Raw genomic sequence first — 26,116 nt, 5'->3', positions numbered from 1 at the left:
GGTGTTTTCCATGAGCTTGGAAAAGAAAAAGATTGTCTTAGGGATCACTGGCGGCATTGCGGCCTTCAAGGCGGCTTCCATCGCCAGCCAGCTCCGCAAGCGGGGGGCCGAAGTCAAATGCATCATGACCGACCATGCGACGAAACTGATCACGCCCTTGACGATGCGGGAAATTTCCGGCAATCCCGTTGCCGTATCCATGTTCGACGATGTGCCCGAATTCAATGTAGAACACATCGCCCTGGCCCGCTGGGCCGACGTCTTCGTCATCGCTCCGGCGACGGCCGACATCATCGGCAAGGTCGCTAACGGCATTGCCGATGACATGCTGTCGACGACCGTCATGGCTACGACGGCACCGGTCCTCATCGCACCGGCCATGAATACCAACATGTATCTCAACCCCATTACCCAGGACAATATGGCTAAACTGAAGAAGTTCGGCTACCATTTCATCGCTCCTGACAGCGGTCATCTGGCCTGTGGCATCGACGGCGTCGGCCGCCTGCCCGAACCGGATACCATCGTCGACTACATCGAGCTCCTGGCCTGCCGCAATGACCTCCTGAAAGGGAAGAAAGTCATCGTCACGGCTGGCGGCACGCGGGAACCCATTGATCCGGTCCGCTTCATCGGCAACCATTCCAGCGGCCGCATGGGTTTTGCCATCGCCAAGGCTGCCGTCATGGCAGGGGCAGAAGTCACCCTTGTCGCCGGGACGACGGACAACCTCAAGACGCCGGTCGGCCTGGCTCGCCGCATCGATGTCGGCAGTACGCGCGACATGAAGACGGCTGTCGATTCCTATTACGATGACTGCGACCTGGTCATCAAGGCGGCAGCTGTCGCCGATTACCGTTCGGCCCATCCGGCAGAAAACAAGATCAAGAAGAACGACGATACCCTGACCATTGAAATGGCCAAGAATCCCGATATCCTCTACGGCCTGGGCCAGCGCAAGACCCATCAGACCCTGGTCGGCTTTGCTGCTGAAACGACGAACGTCATCGAATACGGCACGAAGAAGCTCAAGAAGAAGAACCTCGACATGCTCGTCGCCAACGACGTCAGCGCCGAAGGGGCCGGCTTCAAAGGGACGACTAACATCGCCACCCTGCTTTTCCCCGACGGCTCTATGGAAAAATTAGAAAAAATGGATAAAGACGAACTCGCTGCCATCATCGTAGCCCGTGCGGCTGCCATTATGGAGAAAAAACATAGCTGATAGCAGGGAGTTTGCAGAAAAAAGAGGCTGTCGCATTAAGACAGCCTCTTTTTACGTTGATCGTAGGTCGTTCATCGTTTGTCGTATGGGATTAAAAATATCAATCCATCGCGATGAACGATGAACTACGAACGAAAAACTTTTAAGTTGAAGGGGCCTCGCATGATGGCAAAAACCTTCGTGCGACAGCGCCTTTTTTTAGCCGCTAGCAGTTAGCCGCTAGGGGTTAGCAAATGGCTTTAATGTTGTTGTAGGGGTCGTCCCAAAGGGCGGCCCGCCACGAACCACGAGCCACGAACCACGAGCCACGAACCACGAGCCACGAGCCACGAGCCACGAACCACTAACCACTAACCACTCACATGCCCTACGATAGCTTTGGCGAAGCCGTTGAGGTTGGTCGGGCCAATGGAGAGGAGGGGGCAGCCTTTTTCTTTGGCTTCGGTAATGGCCCAGCGGACGAGCGGTGTCTTGCCATCTTCCATGTTGATGACTAAGAGAGCTGATTCTTTCAGCAGCCGGTCATCGCCCGGGCGGCCGCTGATGACGACAACGGCACTGAAACGGCGCTGGATGCGGCGCTGCCAGTCGGGATCGCCGCCGGCCAGGGCTATCTGGCGTTCCTTGAGGAAACGGTCCAGCTGGCGCGTATAATCGCGCTGGGTCATGAAAGAGGGCAGGTCCAGACCGCGGTCTTCCGGGTCCCGGGCCGAACGCGACGCTTCCTGAGGCGTCACTTTCCGCGGTGCCTGGCCCTTGGCCAAGTCCGGCCGTACCTGGCGCTTATTGAGTTCCTTGCGCAGGGCCAGGAGTTCAGCAATCTGACTGGATGCCGTTTCCTTTATCTTTTCGATGTACTGTTCCTGCTTGCGGATGCGGTCTTCATACTGTTTGCGGTCCTGTTCGCGGCCGGTCCGTTCGGCATCGAGTTCCTGGCGCAGCCGTTCTAGTTCAGAAAGGACGGCCGTGCGGTTCTTGGCTTCCAGGCGCAGGCGCAGGAGTTCTTCTCTGTCAGCATCCATCTGGGCTTTTTCTTCCCGCAGCTGCTGAAGTTCTTCTTTTTCTTTGCCCATCATCATGGCTGGCGTTTCCTGACCGCCTGTGACCGCTTCATCGGACCAGGGCTGGTCGCAGATGGCCATGAGATAGATGCCCAGGGCATGGGCTACGGCGTGTTTGGCCATCTGTATGTCTTCAAAGACATCGGTCAGGCCGAGGATCTGGCTGTCCGTCTGGAGCATGAGCAGGTCGATGATGCCCATATAGGAAAAGGATTCCATGGTCTGGGCCATGTCGTAGCGTTCGAGGTGAATCGTGCCGGCGTAGATTTCTTCCGGGTTTTGCTTAGACGTATAATACGTGTTGATGAGCAGCCGGTCAGCTGTCCGTTCATAGATCCGCAGTATCAAGGCGTCTTCCTTGTCCGTGCCGGTGTGGCGGCTGAAGGTCAGCCGTTCCTGGGTGAGAAGGGTCGTTACCAGGCTCTGGGTCTTGTACCATTTGCCCAATACTTCTACCCGCTTGGCCAGCCGCAGGTCGCCGGGCTTGCTGCAGGTTGCATAATCGAAATAAGGGTCGTTGAAGAATATATCTCTAGGCCGCAATTTGGTCATATCTAATCATCCTTTCTATCTTTTACATTATAACCCTGCCCATGGGGCAACGTCTAGTAGACAATGTTTTTTAGGCATAAAAAATACTTGCAAAATAGACGGACTTGAATTATAATGGATAAGCAAACCAAATAAAGAACCATCAAGAGACGACGGAGGGACTGGCCCTGTGATGTCGCAGCAACCTTCAGCTATGAAAGGTGCTAATTCCAGCAGTGATATACTGGCAGATGGGGATTAGAAGCCCCTCTCATGAAGTCATGAATGAGGGGAATTTTTTTTAAGGAGGATCACTCATGGCTAAAAATCGTGAATTCTTTACATCCGAATCCGTAACCGAAGGCCATCCCGATAAAATGGCTGACCAGATTTCGGACAGCATTTTGGATGCCATTCTTGCAAAAGATAAAAACGCCCGCGTTGCCTGCGAAACCCTGGTAACGACTGGCATGGTACACGTCGTCGGTGAAATTTCTACGACGTGCTACGTCGATATCCCGCACATCGTCCGCGAAACGATCCGTGAAATCGGCTATACCCGCGCTAAATATGGCTTTGACTGCGACACCTGCGGCGTTCTCGTTTCCCTGGACGAACAGTCTCCGGATATCGCGATGGGCGTCGACGATGCCTTGGAAAAGAAAGAAGGCAATACGGATAAATTCGATACCATCGGCGCTGGCGACCAGGGCATGATGTTCGGCTATGCCACCAACGAAACGGACGACTACATGCCGCTGCCGATTTCCCTGGCACACCGCCTGGCACGCCGCCTGGCCAAAGTCCGCAAGGATGGCACGCTGCCGTATCTCCGTCCCGATGGCAAGACCCAGGTCACGGTCGAATATGAAGACGGCAAACCGGTCCGCATCGATACTATTGTCATTTCGGCACAGCACAGCCCCGAAGTCGGCCGCGAACAGATTGAAAGCGACCTCCTCGAATTCGTCATCAAACCGGAACTGCCGGAAGGCTTGTTCGACGACAAGACGAAGCTCTTCATCAACCCGACTGGCCGCTTCGTCATCGGCGGTCCGCAGGGCGATTCGGGCCTCACAGGCCGTAAGATCATCGTCGATACCTATGGCGGCATGGCTCGTCATGGCGGCGGTGCCTTCTCCGGCAAGGACCCCACAAAAGTTGACCGTTCGGCCGCTTATGCAGCCCGTTACGTCGCCAAGAACGTCGTCGCTGCCGGCCTGGCTGACAAATGCGAAATCCAGCTGGCTTATGCCATCGGCGTAGCCCGCCCGGTTTCCATCCACGTCGAAACTTTCGGTACGGGTAAAGTCCCGAACGAAAAAATCGTCGAACTCATCGAAAAGAACTTCGACCTCCGTCCGGCTGGCATCATCGCCATGCTCGACTTGCAGCGTCCGATTTATAAACAGACCGCTGCCTATGGCCACTTCGGCCGCAACGACCTCGACCTGCCTTGGGAAAAGACAGACAAAGCCGACACGCTCCGCAAAGAAGCCGGCTTATAAGAGGCGGTTCGATAAACTGAACATTCAGAAAAGAGGCTGTCGCATTAAGACAGCCTCTTTTTACGTTGATCGTAGGTCGTTCATCGTTTGTCGTATGGGATTAAAAATATCAATCCATCGCGATGAACGATGAACTACGAACGAAAAACTTTTAAGTTGAAGGGGCCTCGCATGATGGCAAAAACCTTCGTGCGACAGCTCCTTTCAAGTTGTTAGCGGATGGTTTTAAATTTGAAGGTTTTCTCTGCAAACTACAAACTCTGTGCTACAAACCATAAAGTAAACGGGGTCTCGCATGATGGCAGAAGCTTTCGTGCGACAGCCCTACACAAAGGAGGTGTCCCTTTGATTGCTGAAATCATCATCAATACGACGGCGAAACGGCTGCAGCAGACCTTTTCCTATATCGTTCCTGACGGCCTGGCCGTCCGCATCGGCAGCCGTGTCCTCGTGCCCTTTGGACACCGCCGGGAAGAGGGCATCGTCGTCGCCCTGCATGAGCAGCTGGATGAACCGGCTGATTTCACGCTGAAACCCGTCGAGGGCCTGCTGTCGACGCAGACGGGGTTCCAGGAAGAAATGATCCGCACGGCCCTCTGGATCCGTGACTACTATGTCTGCAACCTTTCGGAAGCCCTGCGCCTGTTCATGATCGATAAGAAGGGCCTGGTCCGTCAGGACCTTTTATCCGTCGGCCCGGCCACGCCGGTGAGTCCTGAAGGGCGGCAGCTCCAGGCCTATGTGGCCGACAAGGGAAGCCGTGAAAAGGGCAGCCTTGTCCGCCGTTTTGGCAAAGAACTCGTAGAACAGGCCTTAGCCCGTCAGGTCCTGACCAGCCGGACTTACTATAAGAACCAGATTGCCGACAAGATGGAAGACTGGCTTTCTTTTGTCCATGATGATGAAGAAGACCTCCTCCACGGCCGGCGGCGTCAGCAGGAATTGCTCCAGGCCTTGAAAGAGAAGGGGGAAGGAGCCGTTTCCTATTGGCAGGGCCAGGGCTACAGCCGTGACCTCATGCGCCGCCTCTGCGCAACGGGGCTGGCCCGCTGGAGCCAGCGGCCGGCCAGGACGACGAATATCCTGCCGACCCTTTCCAGTGATGTTCCTTTTACCTTGACACCGGAACAACGCCAGGCAGTTAGAGTTATCGGAAGTGATGAACAAGGCAGAACCTACGTCCTCCACGGCATCACTGGCAGCGGCAAGACCGAAATCTATATGCAGCTGGCCAGCCAAGTCCTGAAAGAGGGCCGGCAGGTCGTCGTCTTAGTGCCGGAAATCGCCCTGACCGGTCAGATTGTCCGCCGCTTCCTGCGCCGCTTCGGCGACGATGTCGTCGTCATGCACAGCCAGCTTTCTCAAGGGGAGAAACGCAACAATTGGCTGCGTATGCAAAATGGGACCAGCCATATCTGCATCGGTGCCCGGTCGGCTGTCTTCACGGCGGCCCAGTCCATCGGTCTGTTCATCGTCGACGAAGCCCATGACAGTTCGTATAAGCAGGATGAAGCGCCGCGCTATCATGCCGTCGCGGTCGCCCGCCAGCGGGCCGCCTACTATGGCTGTCCCGTTGTCCTGGGCAGTGCGACGCCGGCACTGGGCGACTACTATAGGGCTCTGCAGGGTGACTATGTGCTGGTCGAGCTGACTGAGCGCGTCGGCCAGCGGCCGCTGCCTTCGGTCCAGGTCGTCGATATGCGCGATGAATTGGCCCGTGGGAACTACCGTGTCGTTTCCGATACCTTATTGAACCTCCTGGAAGAGACCCTGGCGGCTCGCCAGCAGGCCATCATCCTGCTCAATCGCCGCGGCTTTTCGACTTTTGTCATGTGCCGTAAGTGCGGCTATGTCGTCAAATGCGATACCTGTGACGTGGCCATGGTCTACCACCGCCAGGCCGCCCACCTGCGCTGTCACTACTGCGATGCTGAAAAGCCCGTACCGACGGTATGCCCGTCATGTGGCAGTAAATATATCAAATTCTTTGGCAGCGGCACGGAAAAAGTGGAACAGCAGCTCCATGAACTCCTGCCAAGGGCACGCATCGTCCGACTCGATCAGGATACGACCAGCCGCAAGCACAGTGGCGACCGCATCATCGAAGCCTTCCGCCGCCATGAATACGACATCCTCCTGGGGACGCAGATGGTCGCCAAAGGCCACGATTTCCCCGGCGTCAGTGCCGTCGGCATCTTGTCAGCCGACAGCCTGCTCAATATTCCGGCCTACTGGGCTGGTGAACGGACCTTCCAGCTCCTGACCCAGGCGGCTGGCCGGGCCGGCCGCGGCGATATCCCAGGCCGCGTCGTCATGCAGACTTACGCACCGGACCACTACGTCATCCAGTGCGCTGCCCGCCAGGATTACAAGGCCTTTTATGACCAGGAAATCCAGTTCCGGAAAGAATTGGGCTATCCGCCTTTCCAGGAAATGGCCAAAATCTTAGTCCAGGACGAATCGGAAGAACAAGCCTGGCGCAAAGCCAACGACGTCGCAGCGGCCTTGAATGGCTGGAACCGGGACCATGGCGATGAAGTGGCCGTCATCGGCCCCTACGAAGACGTCATCAAGAAGATACGCAATAAATACCGCGTCGTCCTTTCCCTGACCGGAAAAGACCTGACAGCCATCAAAAAAGCCATGCAGCATCTCCCGGCCTGCTGGCAGACCGGCGTCCTCATCGACGTCGATCCCGCATAATCCTTTATAATCGTACCTGCCTTTTCAGCCCATCCGTGATATGAGCACATTCCCACATCAGGTAGAAACGGGCGCCCCACGTGGCGCCCTACAGGGATTTTACGGAATCCCTACAGCCATTGTAGGGGCTTGCACGTGGCGGTCCCGCTCTAGGATATGTGTGCTTTCCCGGACAGGCTGTTGGTGGAATCATCCAAATTCCTAATGGGTCGCCCATGTGGTGACTCCAGTAGTGCAAAATACAAAAGATGGAAGAAGCGTTCTGAGAAACTTCATGGCCATAGCGCCCTTTAGGATACGTCCGTCACCGCTTTCAGTACTACTTCTTCCGTTGCTGACAATGTAGACAGAAGAGGAATGGGCCATTTCAAGCAATTATAAGGAATCTATAGCATTTCTGGCGATTTCATACTATAATAGAACAGAATAAGCATTTTTATTATTACAATGAGGTGAAAGTTACATGGCAGTACTTACTATTATTAAAGCCGGGGACCCCGTCCTGAAAGCGACGGCGAAACCCGTTACGAAAGTAAATAAACATATAAAGAAATTGCTCGATGACATGGCAGAAACGATGTATGCGGCTGAAGGCGTCGGCTTAGCGGCACCGCAGGTCAATGAATCGCTGCAGCTCATCGTCCTCGACGACGGCAACGGTCTCATCGAGCTCATCAATCCGGAAATCCTGGAAAAATCGGACGAAACCAATGTCGACACCGAAGGCTGCCTGAGCATCCCCGGATATTACGGCAAAGTGGAACGGGCTTCTAAAATTAAGGTCCGTTCGTTGACGCGCCATGGCAAGACTGTCATCTATGAACCGGAAGGTTTCCTGGCCCGCATTTTCCAGCATGAAATCGACCATCTCTATGGGCATCTGTTCATCGAAAAGGCGACGGATCTGCAGAAAGTAGGGAACTAATGGATAAGTTACGTATCGTATTCATGGGGACGCCGGACTTTTCTGTCCCGTCCCTGGAAAGCCTGGCCCAGGCCGGCTATGATATCGCCGCCGTCTACAGCCAGCCCGATAAACAGCGGGGACGCGGCAAGAAGGTGACTTTCTCGCCGGTCAAGGAAAAGGCCCTGGAACTGGGAATTCCTGTCTTCCAGCCCGATTCCATGCGCAGTGACGACGTCATCGACCAGCTCCGCCATCTGGCACCGGACGTCATCATCGTCATCGCTTACGGCAAAATCTTGCCGAAGGCCGTCCTGGACATCCCGAAATATGGCTGCCTCAACGTCCATGGCTCGCTGCTGCCGAAATACCGCGGTGCCGCGCCGATACAGTATGCCATCAAGGACGGTGAAGCCGAAAGCGGCGTGACCATCATGCTCCTCGACGAAGGCATGGATACGGGGAAAATGCTGAAGAAAGCGGCCATTCCCCTGGATGCCAAGGAAACGACGGGGACGCTCTTTGATAAATTGTCTATCCTCGGGGCACGGACCCTGCTCGATGTCCTGACCGATCTGGAAGGCTATGAAAGCCGTGCCGTCGCTCAGGATGAAAGCCAGGCGACGTATACGGCTAAGATTACCAAGGAAGAAGCCTGCATCGACTGGTCCCAGGACGCAGCCGTACTGGAACGGCTCATCCGGACGCTGGATCCCCATCCCGGCGCCTATACGATTTGCCAGGATGGGAAACGCCTGAAAATCTGGGCGGCTGACGTCGTCGAAGGGGCAGAAGCTGCACCGGGAACGGTATTATCGGTGACAAAGAAACAATTCACCGTCCAGACCGGGGAAGGGGCTTTGCGCATCCGCGAAGTCCAGCCCGAAAGCCGCAAGCGCATGGCTGCTGCTCAATATCTGCAAAGCGCAGCCTTGACGGCCGGTGAATTATTATAAATGACTCAGCGCAGAGAAGCGGGACAACTGCCGCAAAGAAGACGGTTGCCCTGCTTTTGTGCTGTTCGCTGCTGCTTTTAAAAAAATGGGGAGGAATCCATGAACGTTCGTGAAATTGCCTTTCAGAGCCTGCTGACTATCTGCCGCGATGAAGGCTATAGCAATATCGTCGTCTCCAAGGCGATACAGACTCATCAATTTGCCGATAGGGACCGGCGCTTCTATACGGAGCTGGTCTACGGCACCCTGCGCTGCTTGAACTATCTGGACTGGATCATATCCCAGATCAGTACGCGCAAACTGCAAAAACTCGACCCTGTCTGCCTGGCCATCATCCGCCTGGGCTTATATCAGATATTCGGCATGACTAAAGTGCCCGAATCGGCGGCCTGCAATGAAGCCGTCAAGATGGCGACGAAGTTCGGCAATCGGGGCATGGCCAAGTTCGTCAATGCCATGCTGCGCAACAGCATCCGCCGCCGCAGCCAGTTCGTCATCCCCGATAAGAGTGAAAATATCACAGCCTATCTGTCCCTGACCTATCATCAGCAGGAATGGCTCGTCCGCCGCTGGCTCGAAGCCTACGGCCCGGACGATACGGAACGGCTCTGTCAATATTTCGATACCATCCCGCCGCTGTGCCTGCGCGTCAATACAGCTCAGACCCGTCGCGAAGATCTGTTGGCCGACCTGGAAAAGCAAGGCCTGCCGGCCCGTCCGGCAGCGATTTCGCCGGATGGTATCTACCTCGACGGCAATCCCGGTATCCATGAACTGACGTGCCTGCGCGATGGCCGGGCCATCATCCAGGATGAACCATCCCAGCTGGTAGCCCATATTGTCGACCCCAAACCGCACGAAGTCATCTTCGACGTCTGCGCCGCTCCCGGCGGCAAGACGACCCATATGGCGGCACTGGGCGGTCCGTCGTGCGTCGTCTACGGCGGCGATATCCACGAGCATAAACTGCGGCTCATCGAATATAATGCCCAGAAACTGGGACTCAAGAATGTGCGGACCCTGCTCCAGAACGGCTGCACGATCGGCCAGAAATATGCTGGCAAAGCCGACCGGGTCCTGGTCGATGCCCCTTGTTCGGGCCTCGGTGTCCTGCGCCATAAAATCGACCTGCGCTGGCGCAAGAATCCCAGTGATTTGCGCACACTGCCAGCCTTACAGCGGCGCATCCTGGACAGTGCGTCCCAGTGCGTCCGCCCTGGCGGCGTCCTGGTCTACAGCACCTGCACTATCAATGATGATGAAAACGGCCGCATCGTAGCCGACTTTTTGAAGAACCATCCGGAATTCCACGTGGAAAACGCGACGCAGTGGCTGCCTGTTCCCGGCCATGAAGGGCCTTTCATCCAGCTCCTGCCGCAGCGCGACGGCTTGGACGGTTTCTTCATTGCCCGCATGAAAAAGGAGGGCTGACATGAGTAATGTATTTGATATGACGAAAAAGGAACTCCAAGCGTTCCTCGTCGCCCAGGGAATGAAAAAATTCCGGGCCGACCAGATTTTTCATTATATCTATAAGCAAAACATCTTTTCCTGGAATGAAATGGTACTGTTACCGAAAAAAGACCGGGAAGTATTGAATGCGGCCTTGCCGATTTATTTCCCGGAAGTCGTATCCCGCCTGGACGCTCCCGATGGACAGACGGTGAAGCTCTTATTGCAGCTGGCTGACGGCGAGACTGTCGAAACGGTCCTCATGAAGCATGACTATGGCAATTCCATCTGCGTATCGTCCCAGGTCGGCTGTGCCGTCAACTGCGCCTTCTGTGCCTCGGCCAAGAACGGCTTTGTCCGCAACTTGTCGGCTGGCGAAATGGTCGCCCAGCTCCTGGCCTTCCGCAAGTACGTCACGCCGGAGTTGCACTCCATTGTCATCATGGGAACCGGGGAACCGCTGCTCAATTATGACAATGTCATCCGCTTCATGAAGCTCATCCATGATAAGGATACGCTCTACCTGGGCTATCGCAACATGGCCTTGTCGACGTCGGGCATCGTCCCCAAGATGTACGACCTGGCGAAAGAAGGGATGCCCATCACCCTGGCCGTATCCCTCCATGCCCCCAACGACGCCTTGCGGCGCCGTATCATGCCGATTGCCGAGAAATATCCCCTCGACGAGGTCCTGAAGGCGGCCCGCCATTATTTCGACGTCACCGGCCGGAAGGTCACCTTTGAATACATCCTCATCAAAGGCCTGACCTGTACCAATGCCTGTGCCAAGGAACTGGCCCGTCTCCTGGGCGGCCAGAACATCCTGGTCAATGCCATCCCCATCAACGACAACTACGATGTCGGCCTCTACCGGCCCGATGAAAAGACGATGAACGAGTTCGTCACGTACTTGCAGCGCCATGGCGTTTCCGTCACGTTGCGGCGGGAAATGGGCAGCCAGATCCAGGCCGCCTGCGGTCAGCTGCGCATAAAACGCGAAAAAATTTGACAGGTGACGGCGAATATGATATGAATTAATGTGTACCTATAACGAAACACCGTGAGAGGACGTGAGAATTTGGGCACATACGGTGAATCCAAAATCGGCCTGGTTCGGAAAGTGAATGAAGATTCCTTTTATATCAGCCATGAGAAAAACGTACTGGCCGTAGCCGACGGTATGGGCGGCTATGTAGGCGGTGAAATCGCCAGCAAGACGGCCGTAGAAGCGATAGCGTATTATTTCAAGAACTTTAGTTATGCAGCACCGGTACAGCTGGAAAAAGCCATTCAATATGCGAATTCCAGCATCCTCAGCAAGACCTTGATCGACCCTTCGCTCAAGGGCATGGGGACGACCGTGTCCATGGTGACCCTGGCCCGGCATATGGCCTTCTGGGGCCACGTCGGGGACAGCCGCATCTACTTATACCGCGACGGGGAATTCACACAGATTTCCGTCGACCATACCATCGTCCAGGTCCTGCTCGACAAGGGCAAGATCACTGAAGAAGAGGCGATGGATCATCCCCAGCGCCATGTGCTGACCAGAGCCGTCGGCGTCGATGAGAACCTGGTCGTCGACAGCGGAGCCTTTGAAGTACAGCCGAAAGATCGCATCCTGATTTGTTCCGACGGCCTGACATCGTTCATCCAGAAACAGGAACTTTACGATGCCATCGGCGATTACCGCCGGACAGAGCGGGAAATCATCAATGATCTCTTTGCCCGTGTCTATGAAAACGGGGCGAAAGATAATATCACGGCAATTTTAACAACCATATAATCGGGAACGACTATGAAAGTGGTGGAATAGCTAAAAATGATTGGTCATATCTTAGATAACAGATACAAGATATTGGAAAAAGTAGGCACAGGCGGCATGGCCAGCGTGTACAAAGCACAGGATATCCTCCTGGACCGGATCGTCGCCGTAAAAATACTTCATTCAAAATACGGCAACGACCACGATTTTGTCGTCCGCTTCCGCCAGGAAGCCCAGGCGGCTGCCAAATTGTCACACCCCAATATTGTCAATATATACGACGTCGGCTACGATGAAAATGTCCATTACATCGTCATGGAATTCGTGCGCGGCGAAACGTTAAAAGAATATATCGAAAAACACGGCCACCTGCCGATCAACACGTCGATACAGATTGCCTTCGATATCGGCGAAGCCCTGGAAAATGCCCATGCCAACGGCATCGTCCACTGCGACATCAAGCCCCATAATATCCTGGTCACCGAGACCGGGCGCATCAAAGTCGCCGACTTCGGCATCGCCCGGGCCGTGAATTCCGTCGAAAACAGCGACCGTACGGTCCTCGGCTCGGTCCATTACTTTTCACCGGAACAGGCCAGCGGCGGCCATATCGACGAACGGACGGACATCTATTCTCTGGGTGTCGTCATGTACGAAATGATGACCGGCGTCGTCCCTTTCCAGGGCGATACGGCTATCAGCATCGCCTTGAAGCACGTCCAGGACGATATCCCCTTGCCGACGAAGTACAACCGCCGCATCCCGCGGCTGGTCGAACAGGTCATCTTGAAGGCCATGGCCAAGAACCCGGATGACCGCTTCCAGTCCATCGGCGAGATGATGTCGGAACTGCGCCTGTCCCAGGGCTTCATCAATACCAACGGTGCCCGGCCGATCATCAGCAAGGGCCCGTATAACTTCGGCACGCAGAAATTACAGCCCATCAAGGAAAAAGACCTGCCCGAAGAAGAACCGAAAGAAAAGAAGAAGAACCCCTTTACGCGGTTCATGGATTCTATCAGCAATCATTCGCAGAAAACCATCATCATCGGTATGCTCGGCGTCTTCCTCGTCGCCTTTGTCTGGGCCTTCTTTTCCTTTGGGAATTTTTGGAGTACCGAAGACATTACCGTCCCCGATGTGACGGGCAAACAGGTTGAAATCGCCAAGAAGATACTGAAAGATAAGAAACTCGACGTCTCCGTCAAGGAAGTAGAGAGCGACGAAGTGCCAGTCGGCGAAGTTATTTCCCAGACGCCGTCTGGCGGGGCCGTCGTCAAGGCCAACCGGACCATCTACCTGACCGTCAGCAAGGGCAATAAGGGCGAAGAAGTCCTCATACCGGACCTGCGGAGCCTGACCCTCGATGAGGCCGAAAAGAAGCTGAAGGAAATCGGCCTGTCTGTCGGCAAGGTGCGCTACAAAGAGAGCGCCCAGTATGCTGACGGGACCATCATCGACCAGGATCCGGAATCGCCGAAGAAAGTCGAAAAGGGGACGAAAGTCAATCTCGTCGTCTGCCGCAAGAGCGAAGCCGAAAAAGAAGCGGAAGCGGCCAAGAATGAAGCGCCCAATACGAGCGGCATGACCCTCGACGCGGCTGTGAAAGCCTTGGAAAGCGCCGGCTATTCCGTCGGCAGCGTGTCCAACCTCGATTCGTCGAAAGACAGCTCCCAGGCTGTCGTCACGGGTCAGACCTCGGAAGATGGCAAGGTCGTCAACTTGTCCGTTGAATATCCGTCGTCCCAGAGCAGCCAGAGCTCGCAGCAGAGCAGCTCCAGTAGTTCTGACGGCAGTGCCAATAACCAGGAACCGGCCGGGACGCCGCATTACGGGAAAGTCAACATCAGCGTACCGTCTGGCGCTTCCAGCCAGCACGTCCAAATTGTCGTATCCGACGACAATGGTTCGCGCGTCGTCTATGACCGCAATCAGGCCGGCGGCGACAACATCTCGAAGAGCGTCAGCGGCACGGGCAAGACGAGAGTCAAAGTATACATCAACAATTCGTTAGTACAGGACCAGTATATCTAAGGGGAGGAACATGACAAAAGGACGCGTCATCAAGAACTATAACGGCTATTATTACGTCGATGTCGGCCGGGAAGGGCTCATCGAGTGCCGGCGCCGCGGCAAATTGCTGAAAGCGAAGATCCTCGTCGGCGACGAGCTGGAAATCACCGAACTGGGCCAGGACAAGGGCGTCATCGAAGCCCTGCTGCCCCGGCGCAACCAGATACGCCGGCCGGCCGTAGCCAATATCGACCAGCTGCTGGTCATCATGGCGGCCCAGTCGCCGGACCCGAACCAGTTCCTCGTTGATAAGATGCTCATGACCTGTGAATACGGCGGCATCCATCCGACGCTGTGCTTCAATAAGTGCGATTTGGACCGGGAGACGGCCGAATCCTATAAGGCCTTTTATGAACGCTGCGGCTACGACGTCTATCTCGTGTCGGCCAAGACCGGCGAAGGCCTCGATACGCTGCAGAATCTTTTGCCGCACCGCATGACGGCCTTTGCCGGCCCGTCAGGCGTCGGCAAGTCGAGCCTGTTGTCCCGGATTCTGGGCCGGAAAGACTTGTCCGTCGGCGCCGTCAGCGAAAAGATTAAGCGCGGCCGCCATACGACACGCCATTCGGAAATCATGCGCCTCGACAGCGATACGTACGTCGTCGACACGCCGGGATTCAGCTCTCTCGATTTCGAGCACCTCGACCCGAAGGAGGTCCTGCGCCTCTTCCCGGACATGCTGCCCTACAGCGGCGGCTGCAAGTTCTCGTCGTGCCTCCATTTGTCCGAACCGGACTGTACGGTCAAACAGGCCGTCGCCGACGGCCATATCCAGAAAGAACGGTATGAAACGTACTGTAAGATACTCACTTCCATTGCAGAAAGGAAACGATAGTCATGGTAACCATTTGCTCATCTATATTATCGGCGGACTTCTCCCGCCTGGCTGAAGACATTCAGGACGTCGAACGGAAGGGGGCAGATTGTATCCATCTCGACTTGATGGACGGCCATTTCGTGCCCAACCTCACCTTTGGCGTCCCCGTCGTCAAGGCCCTGCGTAGCTGTACCCAGCTGCCCTTTGATGCCCACCTCATGGTAGAACATCCGGAAACCTATATCGACGGCCTGGCTGCTGCCGGCGTCCAGTACGTGACTGTCCACCAGGAAGCCTGCACCCATCTCGACCGGGTCCTGCAGCAGATCCACGAAGCCGGCATGAAAGGCGGCGTTGCCCTCAACCCGGCGACCCCGGTATCGACCTTGTCCTGCATTGCCGGGCAGCTGGATATGATCCTCATCATGAGCGTCAACCCTGGCTTCGGCGGCCAGAAGTTCATCCCTTATGCCGTCGATAAGATCCGCCAGGCCAAAGCCCTCCTGGAACAGGCTGGCAATACGACAGCCGTCATCGAAGTCGACGGCGGCGTCAACGCCAAGACGGTCCAGGCTGTCAAAGACGCCGGTGCCACCTTCCTCGTCGCAGGCAGTGCCGTCTTCGGCGCAGAGGACCGGGCCGCTGCCATCGCGTCCTTGCGATAAGGACTTGTATTTCTTCTTTTCATGTGCTAAAATCATACATGTAGTTCAAATGAATAAGGATAGTCTTTGAGGCAAGGTGAGAAAGCGGCGCTTTCAATTCCTGACCGGCGGTGACAGTCCGCTAACCCGCAAGGGTTGAACCGATGCAATTTCGGTACCGACAGTACAGTCTGGATGGGAAAAGACGACAGATTGTGTTTTTGTTGCGCTCAAAAGGCTATGGGAATCTTACGTCCATAGCCTTTTTTTATCTTGCGAAATCCGAATAGAAGGGAAGGAATACATTGGAACCGGCAGAGTATATGAAAAAAGCCCTGGAGCTGGCAAAGACCGCCCTGGGCTATACGACACCTAATCCTGCCGTCGGCTGCGTCATCGTCAAGGATGGCGAAATCGTCGGTACGGGATACCATCATAAGGCCGGCACGCCTCATGCCGAAGTATGGGCATTGCGTGAAGCTGGCGAACGGGCGAAGGGAGCTACGGTCTATGTGACCCTCGAACCTTGTGCTCATTACGGGAGAACGCCGCCTTGTGCTCGGACCCTTGTCGAAAAAGGCGTCGGCAAAGTCGTCATGGCCATGCTCGACCCCAACCCCTTAGTAGCTGGCAAGGGTGCGGCTATCTTGCGCAAAGCCGGCATCGCCGTCGAAGTCGGACTCCTGTCGAAGGAAGCGGCACAGCTCAACGAAGTCTTCATCAAGAACATGATGGTCCAGAAGCCGTTCATCGCCATCAAACTGGCCCAGAGCCTCGATGGCCGCACGGCTTCGCGGACGGGGAAATCCCAGTGGATCACCAACGAATGGGCCCGCAGCTATGGCCACTACCTGCGCTCCATCTATGACGGCATCTTAGTCGGCATCAACACGGTCCTGACCGACAATCCGCTCCTGACCAGCCGCATTGAACGGCCCGGTCAGGACGCGCCGCACCAGCCCGTGCGCATCGTCCTCGATACCCAAGGGCGGACGCCGCTGAACTCCCTCGTCGTCACCGATAAGACGACGCAGACGATTGTCGTCACGACGTCGCTGTGCCCGGTAGAAAAGATGAAAGCCCTGAAAGAAGCTGGCGTGCGCATCATCCTGGCCCCGCTTCAGGATGGCAAGACCATCTACCTGCCCGACGCCTTACAGCTCCTGCATGACGAAGGGCTGACCAGCATCCTCGTCGAAGGCGGCAGTACCATCCAGGGCAGCTTCTTCGATGCCCGCCTGGTCGATAAGATTTATGCCTTCATGGGGGACAAGGTCATCGGCGGGACCGGTGCCCTGCCGTCTGTCGGCGGCTATGGCGTCGATGAGCTCGATGAATGCCTGCCGCTGGTCTACGATTCGGCAGAACTCCATGATAATAATGTATTGATTACGGCATATAATGCCAACAGGGAGGGCGCCTATGTTCACTGGCATCATTGAGGAACTGGGGACGATTGCCCATATGGACCGCCGCCCCGATTCCATCCGCCTGACCATTCAGGCACATAAAGTATTAGAAGGCACGCAGCTCGGCGACAGCATCGCTGTCAATGGTGTTTGCCTGACCGTCACGGATATGACGGACTCGACCTTTTCAGCTGACGTCATGCATGAAACCATGCGCCGCTCGTCGTTCAGCACCATCAAGAGCGGTTCCAAGGTCAATCTCGAACGGGCCATGCAGGTCGGCGGCCGCCTGGGCGGTCACATCGTCAGCGGCCACATCGACGGCATCGGCCACGTCGCCCGCATCGCTACCGACGGCATTGCCCGGGTCATCACCATTTCCATCCCCAAGGAAATGGAACCGTTCATCGTCGAAAAGGGTTCTATCACCATCGATGGCATCAGCCTGACCGTCGTATCCGTCGGCAGCAGCCAATTTTCCGTTTCCATCATTCCCCATACCATGGCCAATACGACCCTCATGGATAAACATCCGGGCGCTATCGTCAACTTGGAAACCGATGTCATCGGGAAATATGTCCATAGCTTCACAGTCGGTCATCCGTCGCCGGCGTCTTCGGGCCTGACGATGGAAAAACTGCTGGAAAATGGATTTTAAGATAATATTTCAGAATAGGAGTGTTTTACAATGGTACAAGTCAAAGAAGGTAAATTAATCGGTTCTGGTGCGAAATTCGGTATCGTCGTCGCACGTTTCAACGAATTCATCTGCAGCAAGCTCCTCGGCGGCGCTTACGACGCTCTCCATCGTCATGGCGTCGACGACGCAGACATTACGACAGCCTGGGTCCCGGGCGCCTTTGAAATCCCCCTGATCGCCCAGAAAATGGCTGAATCGGGCAAATACGACGCCGTCATCTGCCTCGGTGCCGTCATCCGTGGGGCTACCAGCCACTATGACCTCGTCTGCGGCGAATCGGCCAAAGGCATTGCCCAGGCATCCCTCAAAACGGGCATCCCCATCATGTTCGGCGTCATCACGACCGAAAACATCGAACAGGCCATCGAACGGGCTGGCACAAAAGCCGGCAACAAAGGCTTCGACGTCGCTACCAGCGCCATCGAAATGGTCAACCTCATCAAAGAATTATAAAAGCAAGCGAAATCACAAAGGGCTGTCTCTCCAGGCGGATGCTGGGAAAGGCAGCCCTTGCTATAAACCGATGTTCAATCAGATGACAGGGGTGATAAGTCATGGCTTTATATGAAATTCATATGGAAAACTTTTCAGTTTTTTCGGATGGAAAAATTTCTTTGTCGCCGAATATAAATGTATTCATTGGAGCTAATGGAACGGGGAAGACGCAGCTGTTAAAAGCGGTATATGGGTGTTGCGAATTGACTGCAGACCATCGTGAAAATTTCCAGGCTTGTTTCCAGCTAAACGCTAAGACAAAATCATTGGCAAGGGATAAAAAGCAGAAAGTATGCCATTTTTCTCTTGCTAGTACGGATCAGGAGACTAAAATCATACCCCATCATCTTTTGGAATCTGATGATGCCGGTGTACAGACCATATCCTATGAGAATAGCCTTTTCACCCAAAAAATCAATGCCGTTTATTTACCAGTAAAAGATATGCTGACCCACTCGCGAGGGCTGTTAGCAATGGCGCATAAGTATAATGACTTTCCCTTTGATAAGACCTTGTTGGATAGTATCGAATGTGCCGGGCGTTGGGGGCTTAAGAAACCGTCTGCATTGGCAAAGAATATTTTGCCGCTGTTAGAACCATTGATTAACGGGACCATTGCGATTGACAATGACGAATTTTACATTGTCAAAAAAAATGGGCAGAAAATCAATTTTGAATTGGAAGCGGAAGGATTTAAAAAAATTGGAATTCTTTGGCAACTATTAATGAATGAAACTATTACAGAAAATACCGTACTTTTATGGGATGAACCGGAAGCCAATTTAAACCCTGAATTTTTGCCGGTCATTGCCGATTGCCTTTTAGCCCTTTCCAGGCAGCATGTACAAATCCTCATCAGTACACATAGCTATATTTTGGCTAAATATATCGAAATCCGTGCCAAGGATACGGATAAAGTGCTTTTTCACTCGCTGTACAAGAAAGAGGATGGATTAGTATACGATGAACAACAGAAAAAATTTAGTGACCTCCAACATAATACGATTGTAACTGCGTTTGAAAAGCTTATGGATGAAATCTATATGGGAAAAAGCAGATAAGCTGCCCTTTGTGTTGCAGAAATAAATTAATAGCGGTGAGAAACTCATTGATGAAGTGCATGTGTGGACTATACGAGATTGGAATCAACAATATAGTGAGTTTCCTGCAAGAAAGTTAAAAATGTGATGAATAAATGGCAAGATGGCCTGCTACGTTGTATTTAGTAGTGCCCATACTAGGAAGGATGCGGGTTGGCTGTACTTTGACCGGGGGATATGGTACAATGTAACGTAGTTATCACGCGTATCAGATAGATAAAAATGTAGAAAATAGCCATAATCCGTAAATAGGATGGTCAAAGAGGCAGTGAATTTAATGGATGAAGAAAATGTAGGACTACACGAATTTGTGGAAGTTAAGCTAAAAAATAAAAATTGTAGTCATAATAGGCATGTTAAACTTGAAGTAAGAATTGGAGATGACCTTTGTATAAAAACTGGTGAATTTAATAAATATTATCGACTGATTGATAGAGAAAAAGATAGATATCAAGAAGTAATTCGAAATGCTGATGAGAAATTAATCCATAGCTGTATAGAGCCACTTTCAAAGCACATAAATCATGGTAGTGCTAAAAAAGAAAAAATGATATCTTTGATGACGAAAAGATTGTAGTATCTAAGGTAATATGCAGTTTTTCTATATTTTATTGGAACGAATGTATTCGAATACTGACAATAAGAAGGGATTGAATTTTAATGGAGTCACAATTTCCATTAGCTTTGAAGCAATATGGATTAGGATGTATATTGATTTTGTATAGTTTTTCTTTATTCGGTAATATCTCCACTGCAACATATAATATTACACTTGGTATTTTAAGTATATTTTTGTTTGCAGCCTATTTAAAAAAATATAGAATGCATAGAAAATACATATTTAGAAGAGATGGCTTTGTTGCACTTTATTTAATTTTTGTAATTTCATTAATTTTTGCGGCTATAGGGCTAGGATTGGAAAGCTCTATAAAGTATACATTTAATTATATTTTATTTTCTTTACCTCTTTGGATTTTATTCTTCCTTTTAACTCTTGATTCGAAGTATGTTGCTTTTATTCAAATTGGAATTTTGATAGCTGGATTGTATTATTTGATACAAGTCATTTCGCTTGGAAATTTGGTATTTACTGAGCGAGTATCTGTTTCATTCAGTGCTGCAAATCGATTTGCCATGGCTTTAGAAATAATACTTCCATTCTTTAGTTTATCCCTTTATCATTTTAGTAAATTTAGAAAAAAGCATCCTGCTTATTTTATTACTTTTATGATTTTACTTATTGCAGCGTTTGGGTTATTTGTTGCATTGTTGGCAACTCAATCCAGAGGTGGAATCGCGGCCTGCGGAGTGGGCTTCTTAACTGTTTTATTATTATGGATATTCCAAAATAAATATTCTTTTCGGTTGATAAAGAAGTTGTTTCTTTTTTTTACCATATTAATTGTTTTTGCTGTAGGTAGTATATTTATTACATTGCATGTCGCCCATCGGCCTTATGATCAGGAAAGGCTTTTATTATTACAATCGACATTCCATATGTGGGATGATCATAAATTATTTGGTATTGGGATGGGAAATTGGCAAAAGGAATATCAACAACACTATATATTACCTCAAGCTAAAGAACCGACTTTGCCTTTCCCACATAATAATACAGTATCATTTTTTTCTATGTCTGGAACAGTAGGGGGAATAGGCTACTTAATTTTTAGTTTAGGGAGTATGGTGTTTTTAATAAAGAAGATAGATGAAAGACCAGATAATTATTATGTTTATGCTATGCTATGGGTCTGTGTTGCTATATTTTCTCATGGTATGGTGGATAACACATTATACAATAAGGACATTACGAGAATGTTTTATGGCATGTGGGGAATTACCATGGCGTCTCTTTATCTTCCACTAGTAAAGAAATGAGGATTTTATGAGTACATTGACAATTGTAATATTAACTAAAAATGAGGAAGCATATATTGAAACTGCGATTAAAAATGCGAAAAAATGCACGGACGATGTGTTGGTTATTGATTCGGGGAGTACAGATTCTACGATAAATTTAGCATTAAAAGAGGGCGCAAGGACTGTTTTTCATGAACTGAATGATGATTTTGCAGCTCAACGAAATTTTGCTCTTACACAAACTGATTCAGAATGGATTATGTACCTTGACGCCGATGAACGTCTTGATGAAACTTTATGTAAACATATAATAAGTATTGTTCAGAGTAATAATAAAGCACGTCAATATGGCATGGAAAGGTATATGCTTTTTAACGGATATGAATTTCACCATGGAATTTTTTCTCCAGATTGTGTATGCAGATTATTTCCAAGGGATAAGGTACGTTGGGTTGGTAAAGTCCATGAGCATCCAGAATGTAATTTACCTAAAGAAATACTGAAAGGTAAAATGCAGCATTATACTTATAAAAGCTGGCATCAATGGTTAATGAAAGCAGATTATTATACAACAATTTGGGCGGAAGAAAGATATCAGCGAGGAAAAAGAGTATCTTTAGGAACAGCCTTTTTACATGCAAGTTTAGGTGCATTGAGAGCTTTACTCATCAAAAGAGCTTTTTTAGATGGTTGGATGGGGATTATTTCATGTGGACAACATGGCTTTTATACTATGCTTAAATATGTGAAATTATATGAATTGCAGAAGAAAAATGAAAAGGATTGAAGATGGAAAAAATTACGCTTGTTTTAGCCGCCGATAATAAATATGCGCAGCATTTGGCAGTAGCGTGTGCATCTATTTTAAAAAATGCCTCGCATCCAGAAAAAATCTGTTTTTATATTTTAGAGGATGCTATTTTGACGGAAAATAAAAATCGAATTATGCAGACTGTACGCAATTTAAAGGGCGAAATTCGATTTATTTCCGTAGATAGTAAGGGAATCCACGGATTTACTAGTGGACATATTAGTAAAGCTGCTTATTTGCGACTTACTATTGATCAAGTGCTTCCGGGAACTGTCACTAAGGTTATCTATTTTGACACAGATTTAGTCGTATTAGATGATGTGGAGAAATTATGGAATCTTTCTCTAGAGGGGAAACCACTAGGTGCAGTTTGTGATTTTGGCATTATGAAATCCAAAAGGATGCGGCGGCAAAAGTTTGAGACGTTAGGATTGCCGGAGGGAGACCCTTATTTTAATTCAGGCGTTCTTATCATGGATTTACAACAGTGGCGACAAAAAAGATATGGAAGCTTAGTTATTGGTACGGTAACTCGACATGCTTTCCGTCATCACGATCAAGATGGCCTGAATAAGGTTTTTATGAACAATTGGAAAAACATCCCGCTTAGATGGAATGTTATTCCACCTGTATTTACGATGCCCTTAAAAGTATTATGTCATACTTCATTAAGGGTAAAGGCTTTAGAGGCTATGAAAAATCCGGCTGTTTTTCACTGGGCTGGAAGATATAAACCTTGGGAATTCCCTTTGGAGGGGCCTTTCAATCATTTATATTATAGTTATCTAAAATGGACAACTTTTAGAGACCATCCAATGCCGCAGCCTAGTGCAGATATGAAGGGAAAATCAATTAAAAGGCAAAATTTACGCATGAAGTGGGCAGGCTTTTGGAGAAAAATTTTAGGGTAAGAGAGCGCGAAAGTCAATGGAATTGAATCATTTTATAATCAATGCTATAAATGCAAAAGAACGGCAACATAATATCTCTTCGGTATTTCGTAGACTTGGATTGGAGCCTAGATTTTTTCCAGCAATTATGGGAAATCAATTGACTAAAGATCAAATAGGTCATTATGTAGATGATGGAGGGCTCCTTACTTTAGGTGAAATTGGCTGTGCATTATCCCACTTATCTATATACAAGAAATTTTTACAGACAAATGAAAAGTATATTTTTGTCTTTGAAGATGATGTTGAAATACGGGATGATTTTCCTCAATTAGCGCCTGCAGTGGCGGATTTTATAGGTAATCAAAAGAAAGGAGCTGTTTTACTTTTATACAAAGCCAAAGCACATACAAGAAAAGTTCAACCTATCGGACAATCTTCCGTTCATATTCTTCGTTCCATGGCTGGTTCAGCAGCCCATGGCTATGTCATTAATCGTGTTGCTGCTGAAAAGATTTTGAAAGCACAGATCCCTTTGGCTTTTGAGATTGATGCATGGGCATTATATTATAAGCTATTATATTTGGATATTTTTTGCCTGGATCAGAACGTTGTTTTTTTAAATCAAGAGTTGGCTAATGCCTCTCTTATTGATGCAGTGGATAATCGTCATACACGTTCGTCTAGAGACATTAAAAAAATTAAAGACTATTCTTTTCAACGCTTACTTCGACGATATTCTTGGGAAAAAAGATTATTTGTTGAATATAAACGACTTGAACGCCATATTGATTCGCTTTTTTATGATGAAGATTGTTGAGGAGAGGCTATTATATGTCACATATTAAAATATTTATTGACGGTATTATGCATTTAGGGGACATGATTATGTCTTCCTCAGTTATCCCTGTTTTAAAAAAAGCATATCCTGATTCTGAAATTATATATTTGGCAACCGCGAATTTAGCTTATGTAGCTTCGTTCTTTGATGGGATTGATCAAGTCATTCCCTATACGTATCAAAGTAAAGGTGGATATATGGATGTATATCGTATGGGAAAGATGCTCCGTAAATATAACTTTGATATAGGGATTTCTCTTGATCCTCGCGAACGAGTTACTTTAATGAAATGGTTTGCCCATATTCCGGTTCGGATTAGCATGGAACAAGCTTTAGGTTGGAAATTAGGTTGGGAAAAATGGTTTTATACCAATGATTTATCATTTTCAGATGGATGGAATTATCAAGAACATCGAATGTCAGAAAGCTTTCAGCATTTGATGCGGTTATATACGAATGATTCAGAAATAGAATTTATTCCTCCCGTTTTTTGTCCTTCTACTGATTCTGATATAAAAGCTGCGGCTCAATTATTAAAACCTGTTAGTACTAATAAGAGAAAAGTTGCTTTTTGTGTAGAAACAACGGATAGAGCAAAAGATTGGCCAGCAGATAAATTTTCTATCATTGCAGATTGGTTGATAGAGAAATATAATAGCATCGTTATTATGACAGGCGTTCCCAAACATGCTGATAAAGTTCGAGAAATCCTTGCACATATGAGCCATAAAGATTCATGTATTAATGCGGTTGGAAAAACATCTTTTTCAGAATTAATTGCCCTGTTTCGCCAAGTTGATTTAGTATTAACATTGGATACTGGGACTTCACATATTGCAGGAGCTGCAGGCTGTCCTGTTATTACTATTTTTACGCATAATACACCGGCTATATATACGCCGGCTGGAAAATATACGGGAGCTGTCAGTGCTCACCTTCCTTGTTCGGGAAAACATATTTGCATTGGGCCACGCAAATGTAAGAAAAATGATTGTGTAGAAGCGGTAACTGTATCTATGGTTCAAAAAGAAATATCTCGTATAATGGAGATGATATGAGTGAAATCGTTTAGCGATGACTTTTTTAGCAAAGACAATTTTATTACTACCCAATATGATTATAATTATTTGAAAGAATCTCAGCCAAGTTGCCATATTTGTTATAATGTCAATAATCAATTTATTCACATTATGGGAGTTTCTATTATTTCTGTTTTGGAAAATAATAAAGAAATGAACTTTACATTTTATGTTTTTACGGATAGTTGTGATAGGGAAAACCGAGAAAAAATTAGAACTTTGGCTCAAAAATGGAATTGCAGATGTGTTGTGTATATTTTGAACATGAAGCCATTTGAAGACTTTCATATTAAGGTTTCTCGTTTTTCAAGGATTACATATGCACGATTATATATGCCTAAGGTGTTGAAAGGAAAGGTAAAGAAATATATTTATCTTGATGCCGATACAATGTGTGTCAATTCTATTCAGCCGTTATGCCATTTAGATATGAATGGTATACCTATGGGCGCTGTATCGGAACGAGATTCAGCGATTACTTATCGAGCGGATTTTTTAAAATTAAAGAGTGGAAAATATTTTAACGATGGGGTTATGGTTGTTGATGTAAATTCATGGGAAAATGCTTCTATTACAGAAAAAGCATTTTCATACCAAAATGAACCGTGTGAACGTTTTTTAGGGCAAAGTCAAGATGTTTTAAATCTTGTTTTTGATGGAGCTAATTATCACTTACCTGCTTGCTATAATGTTTACGATGGCGGTGCATATGACCAAGGTGATAGCGTTTTTATTCATTGGACGGGGCGCCGGAAACCTTGGCAAATGGTATTGACGGATTTTGATGCACAGTGGCGGAAGTATAATGCATTATCACCGTGGCCTACTATTACTAATATTTTGCCGATAAAGAAGCCTGAAAATTATCATGATTTTCAGCAGTGGGGACGATATCAGAAAGCACATGGAAATATGGCAGGATATTTTAAAGGTATTTTTTGGTATTCGTGGTTACGGATTCGTTATAAATTACATATTTAAATGCTTAGTACTTATAATATAGCCTCTATAGATTCTCATTACAATCTATAGAGGGTAAGCGGAAAATAAATTAGTGTATAGAAAAAGCCCCAGACTTATGCTATCCTTTCTTCATAAGTCTGAGGCTTTGATTCTATTTATTCTTTGCACTTTTCCTGGGCCTTTGTTATCCAAGGCAGGTATTGATCCAAGGTTTCGGCATCTTTGAAGTTTGCTGTATTCGGCAGCTTTTCAAAAAGGTATTTCAGATACTGTTCGGGATCCAAGTCGTTGGCTTTGGCTGTTTCAATCAGGCTGTAGACGATGGCACT

The 26,116-nt window shown here is 49.4% G+C and carries 24 protein-coding genes and 2 riboswitches; of the genes, 22 read left to right on the top strand and 2 right to left on the bottom strand.

Features of this window, described 5'->3' with window-relative positions:
- Positions 1 to 10: 10 nt before the first annotated feature.
- Positions 11 to 1,225 (top strand): bifunctional phosphopantothenoylcysteine decarboxylase/phosphopantothenate--cysteine ligase CoaBC, encoded by a 1,215-nt coding sequence (gene coaBC, locus ACE418_RS01685; protein WP_416448883.1) that lies wholly within the window; start codon positions 11 to 13, stop codon positions 1,223 to 1,225.
- A gap of 350 nt (positions 1,226 to 1,575) precedes the next feature.
- Here the strand turns inward: coaBC and ACE418_RS01680 are convergent, their stop codons facing one another.
- Positions 1,576 to 2,838, bottom strand: coding sequence for a hypothetical protein (locus ACE418_RS01680; RefSeq protein WP_416448882.1), 1,263 nt, complete (start codon positions 2,836 to 2,838; stop codon positions 1,576 to 1,578).
- Between the two features lie 136 nt (positions 2,839 to 2,974).
- A riboswitch (SAM riboswitch) is annotated at positions 2,975 to 3,075 on the top strand.
- A 59-nt stretch (positions 3,076 to 3,134) separates the two neighbouring features.
- Between ACE418_RS01680 and metK the strand changes: the two genes are divergently transcribed.
- From metK to ACE418_RS01575, 21 genes are all read left to right on the top strand, one after another.
- A complete protein-coding gene (metK, locus tag ACE418_RS01675; protein ID WP_416448880.1) occupies positions 3,135 to 4,325 on the top strand; it encodes a methionine adenosyltransferase in 1,191 nt (396 codons plus the stop codon).
- Positions 4,326 to 4,670: 345 nt separating this feature from the next.
- A complete protein-coding gene (gene priA, locus ACE418_RS01670; RefSeq protein WP_416448879.1) occupies positions 4,671 to 7,028 on the top strand; it encodes a replication restart helicase PriA in 2,358 nt (785 codons plus the stop codon).
- Positions 7,029 to 7,491: 463 nt separating this feature from the next.
- Positions 7,492 to 7,953, top strand: coding sequence for a peptide deformylase (gene def, locus ACE418_RS01665; protein WP_298588963.1), 462 nt, complete (start codon positions 7,492 to 7,494; stop codon positions 7,951 to 7,953).
- Positions 7,953 to 8,888, top strand: a complete 936-nt coding sequence (gene fmt, locus ACE418_RS01660; RefSeq protein ID WP_416448878.1) for a methionyl-tRNA formyltransferase — start codon at positions 7,953 to 7,955, stop codon at positions 8,886 to 8,888. Before def ends, fmt begins: the two co-directional genes overlap by 1 nt.
- Before the next feature lie 99 nt (positions 8,889 to 8,987).
- Positions 8,988 to 10,319, top strand: a complete 1,332-nt coding sequence (gene rsmB, locus ACE418_RS01655) for a 16S rRNA (cytosine(967)-C(5))-methyltransferase RsmB (RefSeq protein ID WP_416448876.1) — start codon at positions 8,988 to 8,990, stop codon at positions 10,317 to 10,319.
- A gap of 1 nt (position 10,320) precedes the next feature.
- The gene (gene rlmN / locus ACE418_RS01650; protein WP_416448875.1) at positions 10,321 to 11,349 is read left to right on the top strand and encodes a 23S rRNA (adenine(2503)-C(2))-methyltransferase RlmN; all 1,029 of its coding nucleotides are present in this window, start codon (positions 10,321 to 10,323) and stop codon (positions 11,347 to 11,349) included.
- Between the two features lie 69 nt (positions 11,350 to 11,418).
- Positions 11,419 to 12,126, top strand: a complete 708-nt coding sequence (locus ACE418_RS01645) for a Stp1/IreP family PP2C-type Ser/Thr phosphatase (RefSeq protein ID WP_298588976.1) — start codon at positions 11,419 to 11,421, stop codon at positions 12,124 to 12,126.
- A 36-nt stretch (positions 12,127 to 12,162) separates the two neighbouring features.
- On the top strand, positions 12,163 to 14,139 hold the full coding sequence (gene pknB / locus ACE418_RS01640) for a Stk1 family PASTA domain-containing Ser/Thr kinase (RefSeq protein WP_416448874.1): 1,977 nt from the start codon (positions 12,163 to 12,165) through the stop codon (positions 14,137 to 14,139).
- Positions 14,140 to 14,149: 10 nt separating this feature from the next.
- Positions 14,150 to 15,013 carry a ribosome small subunit-dependent GTPase A gene (gene rsgA, locus ACE418_RS01635; RefSeq protein ID WP_416448872.1) on the top strand — a complete coding sequence of 288 codons (864 nt, stop codon included), beginning with the start codon at positions 14,150 to 14,152 and terminating at the stop codon, positions 15,011 to 15,013.
- Between the two features lie 2 nt (positions 15,014 to 15,015).
- Positions 15,016 to 15,660: a ribulose-phosphate 3-epimerase gene (rpe, locus tag ACE418_RS01630; protein WP_416448870.1), complete on the top strand. Its 645-nt coding sequence runs from the start codon at positions 15,016 to 15,018 to the stop codon at positions 15,658 to 15,660.
- A 58-nt stretch (positions 15,661 to 15,718) separates the two neighbouring features.
- A riboswitch (FMN riboswitch) is annotated at positions 15,719 to 15,850 on the top strand.
- 94 nt (positions 15,851 to 15,944) lie between these two features.
- Positions 15,945 to 17,081, top strand: a complete 1,137-nt coding sequence (gene ribD / locus ACE418_RS01625; RefSeq protein WP_416448868.1) for a bifunctional diaminohydroxyphosphoribosylaminopyrimidine deaminase/5-amino-6-(5-phosphoribosylamino)uracil reductase RibD — start codon at positions 15,945 to 15,947, stop codon at positions 17,079 to 17,081.
- Positions 17,062 to 17,706: a riboflavin synthase gene (locus ACE418_RS01620; protein ID WP_416448866.1), complete on the top strand. Its 645-nt coding sequence runs from the start codon at positions 17,062 to 17,064 to the stop codon at positions 17,704 to 17,706. The genes ribD and ACE418_RS01620 overlap by 20 nt, the downstream gene beginning before the upstream one ends.
- 30 nt (positions 17,707 to 17,736) lie before the next feature.
- On the top strand, positions 17,737 to 18,201 hold the full coding sequence (gene ribH / locus ACE418_RS01615; RefSeq protein ID WP_014016697.1) for a 6,7-dimethyl-8-ribityllumazine synthase: 465 nt from the start codon (positions 17,737 to 17,739) through the stop codon (positions 18,199 to 18,201).
- 101 nt (positions 18,202 to 18,302) lie between these two features.
- Positions 18,303 to 19,304, top strand: coding sequence for an AAA family ATPase (locus ACE418_RS01610; protein WP_416448864.1), 1,002 nt, complete (start codon positions 18,303 to 18,305; stop codon positions 19,302 to 19,304).
- Between the two features lie 316 nt (positions 19,305 to 19,620).
- Positions 19,621 to 19,920, top strand: a complete 300-nt coding sequence (locus ACE418_RS01605) for a hypothetical protein (RefSeq protein ID WP_416448862.1) — start codon at positions 19,621 to 19,623, stop codon at positions 19,918 to 19,920.
- Between the two features lie 83 nt (positions 19,921 to 20,003).
- Positions 20,004 to 21,221, top strand: coding sequence for an O-antigen ligase family protein (locus tag ACE418_RS01600; protein ID WP_416448861.1), 1,218 nt, complete (start codon positions 20,004 to 20,006; stop codon positions 21,219 to 21,221).
- A gap of 7 nt (positions 21,222 to 21,228) precedes the next feature.
- A complete protein-coding gene (locus tag ACE418_RS01595; RefSeq protein WP_416448859.1) occupies positions 21,229 to 21,990 on the top strand; it encodes a glycosyltransferase family 2 protein in 762 nt (253 codons plus the stop codon).
- 2 nt (positions 21,991 to 21,992) lie between these two features.
- Positions 21,993 to 22,925, top strand: a complete 933-nt coding sequence (locus ACE418_RS01590) for a glycosyltransferase family 8 protein (RefSeq protein ID WP_416448858.1) — start codon at positions 21,993 to 21,995, stop codon at positions 22,923 to 22,925.
- Positions 22,926 to 22,941: 16 nt separating this feature from the next.
- Positions 22,942 to 23,724 (top strand): glycosyltransferase family 25 protein, encoded by a 783-nt coding sequence (locus ACE418_RS01585; protein WP_416448856.1) that lies wholly within the window; start codon positions 22,942 to 22,944, stop codon positions 23,722 to 23,724.
- A gap of 14 nt (positions 23,725 to 23,738) precedes the next feature.
- Positions 23,739 to 24,803: a glycosyltransferase family 9 protein gene (locus ACE418_RS01580; protein WP_416448855.1), complete on the top strand. Its 1,065-nt coding sequence runs from the start codon at positions 23,739 to 23,741 to the stop codon at positions 24,801 to 24,803.
- The gene (locus tag ACE418_RS01575; protein WP_416448854.1) at positions 24,804 to 25,805 is read left to right on the top strand and encodes a glycosyltransferase family 8 protein; all 1,002 of its coding nucleotides are present in this window, start codon (positions 24,804 to 24,806) and stop codon (positions 25,803 to 25,805) included.
- A gap of 137 nt (positions 25,806 to 25,942) precedes the next feature.
- On the opposite strand, the gene ACE418_RS01570 is transcribed toward ACE418_RS01575, so the two are convergent.
- Entirely contained in the window at positions 25,943 to 26,095 is a 153-nt protein-coding gene (locus tag ACE418_RS01570; RefSeq protein ID WP_416449034.1) for a transposase domain-containing protein, read from the bottom strand.
- Positions 26,096 to 26,116: the final 21 nt, after the last annotated feature.

This window comes from Megasphaera jansseni (assembly GCF_047974155.1).
Taxonomy (GTDB): domain Bacteria; phylum Bacillota; class Negativicutes; order Veillonellales; family Megasphaeraceae; genus Megasphaera.
This window is presented reverse-complemented; position numbering and strand designations above follow the sequence as displayed.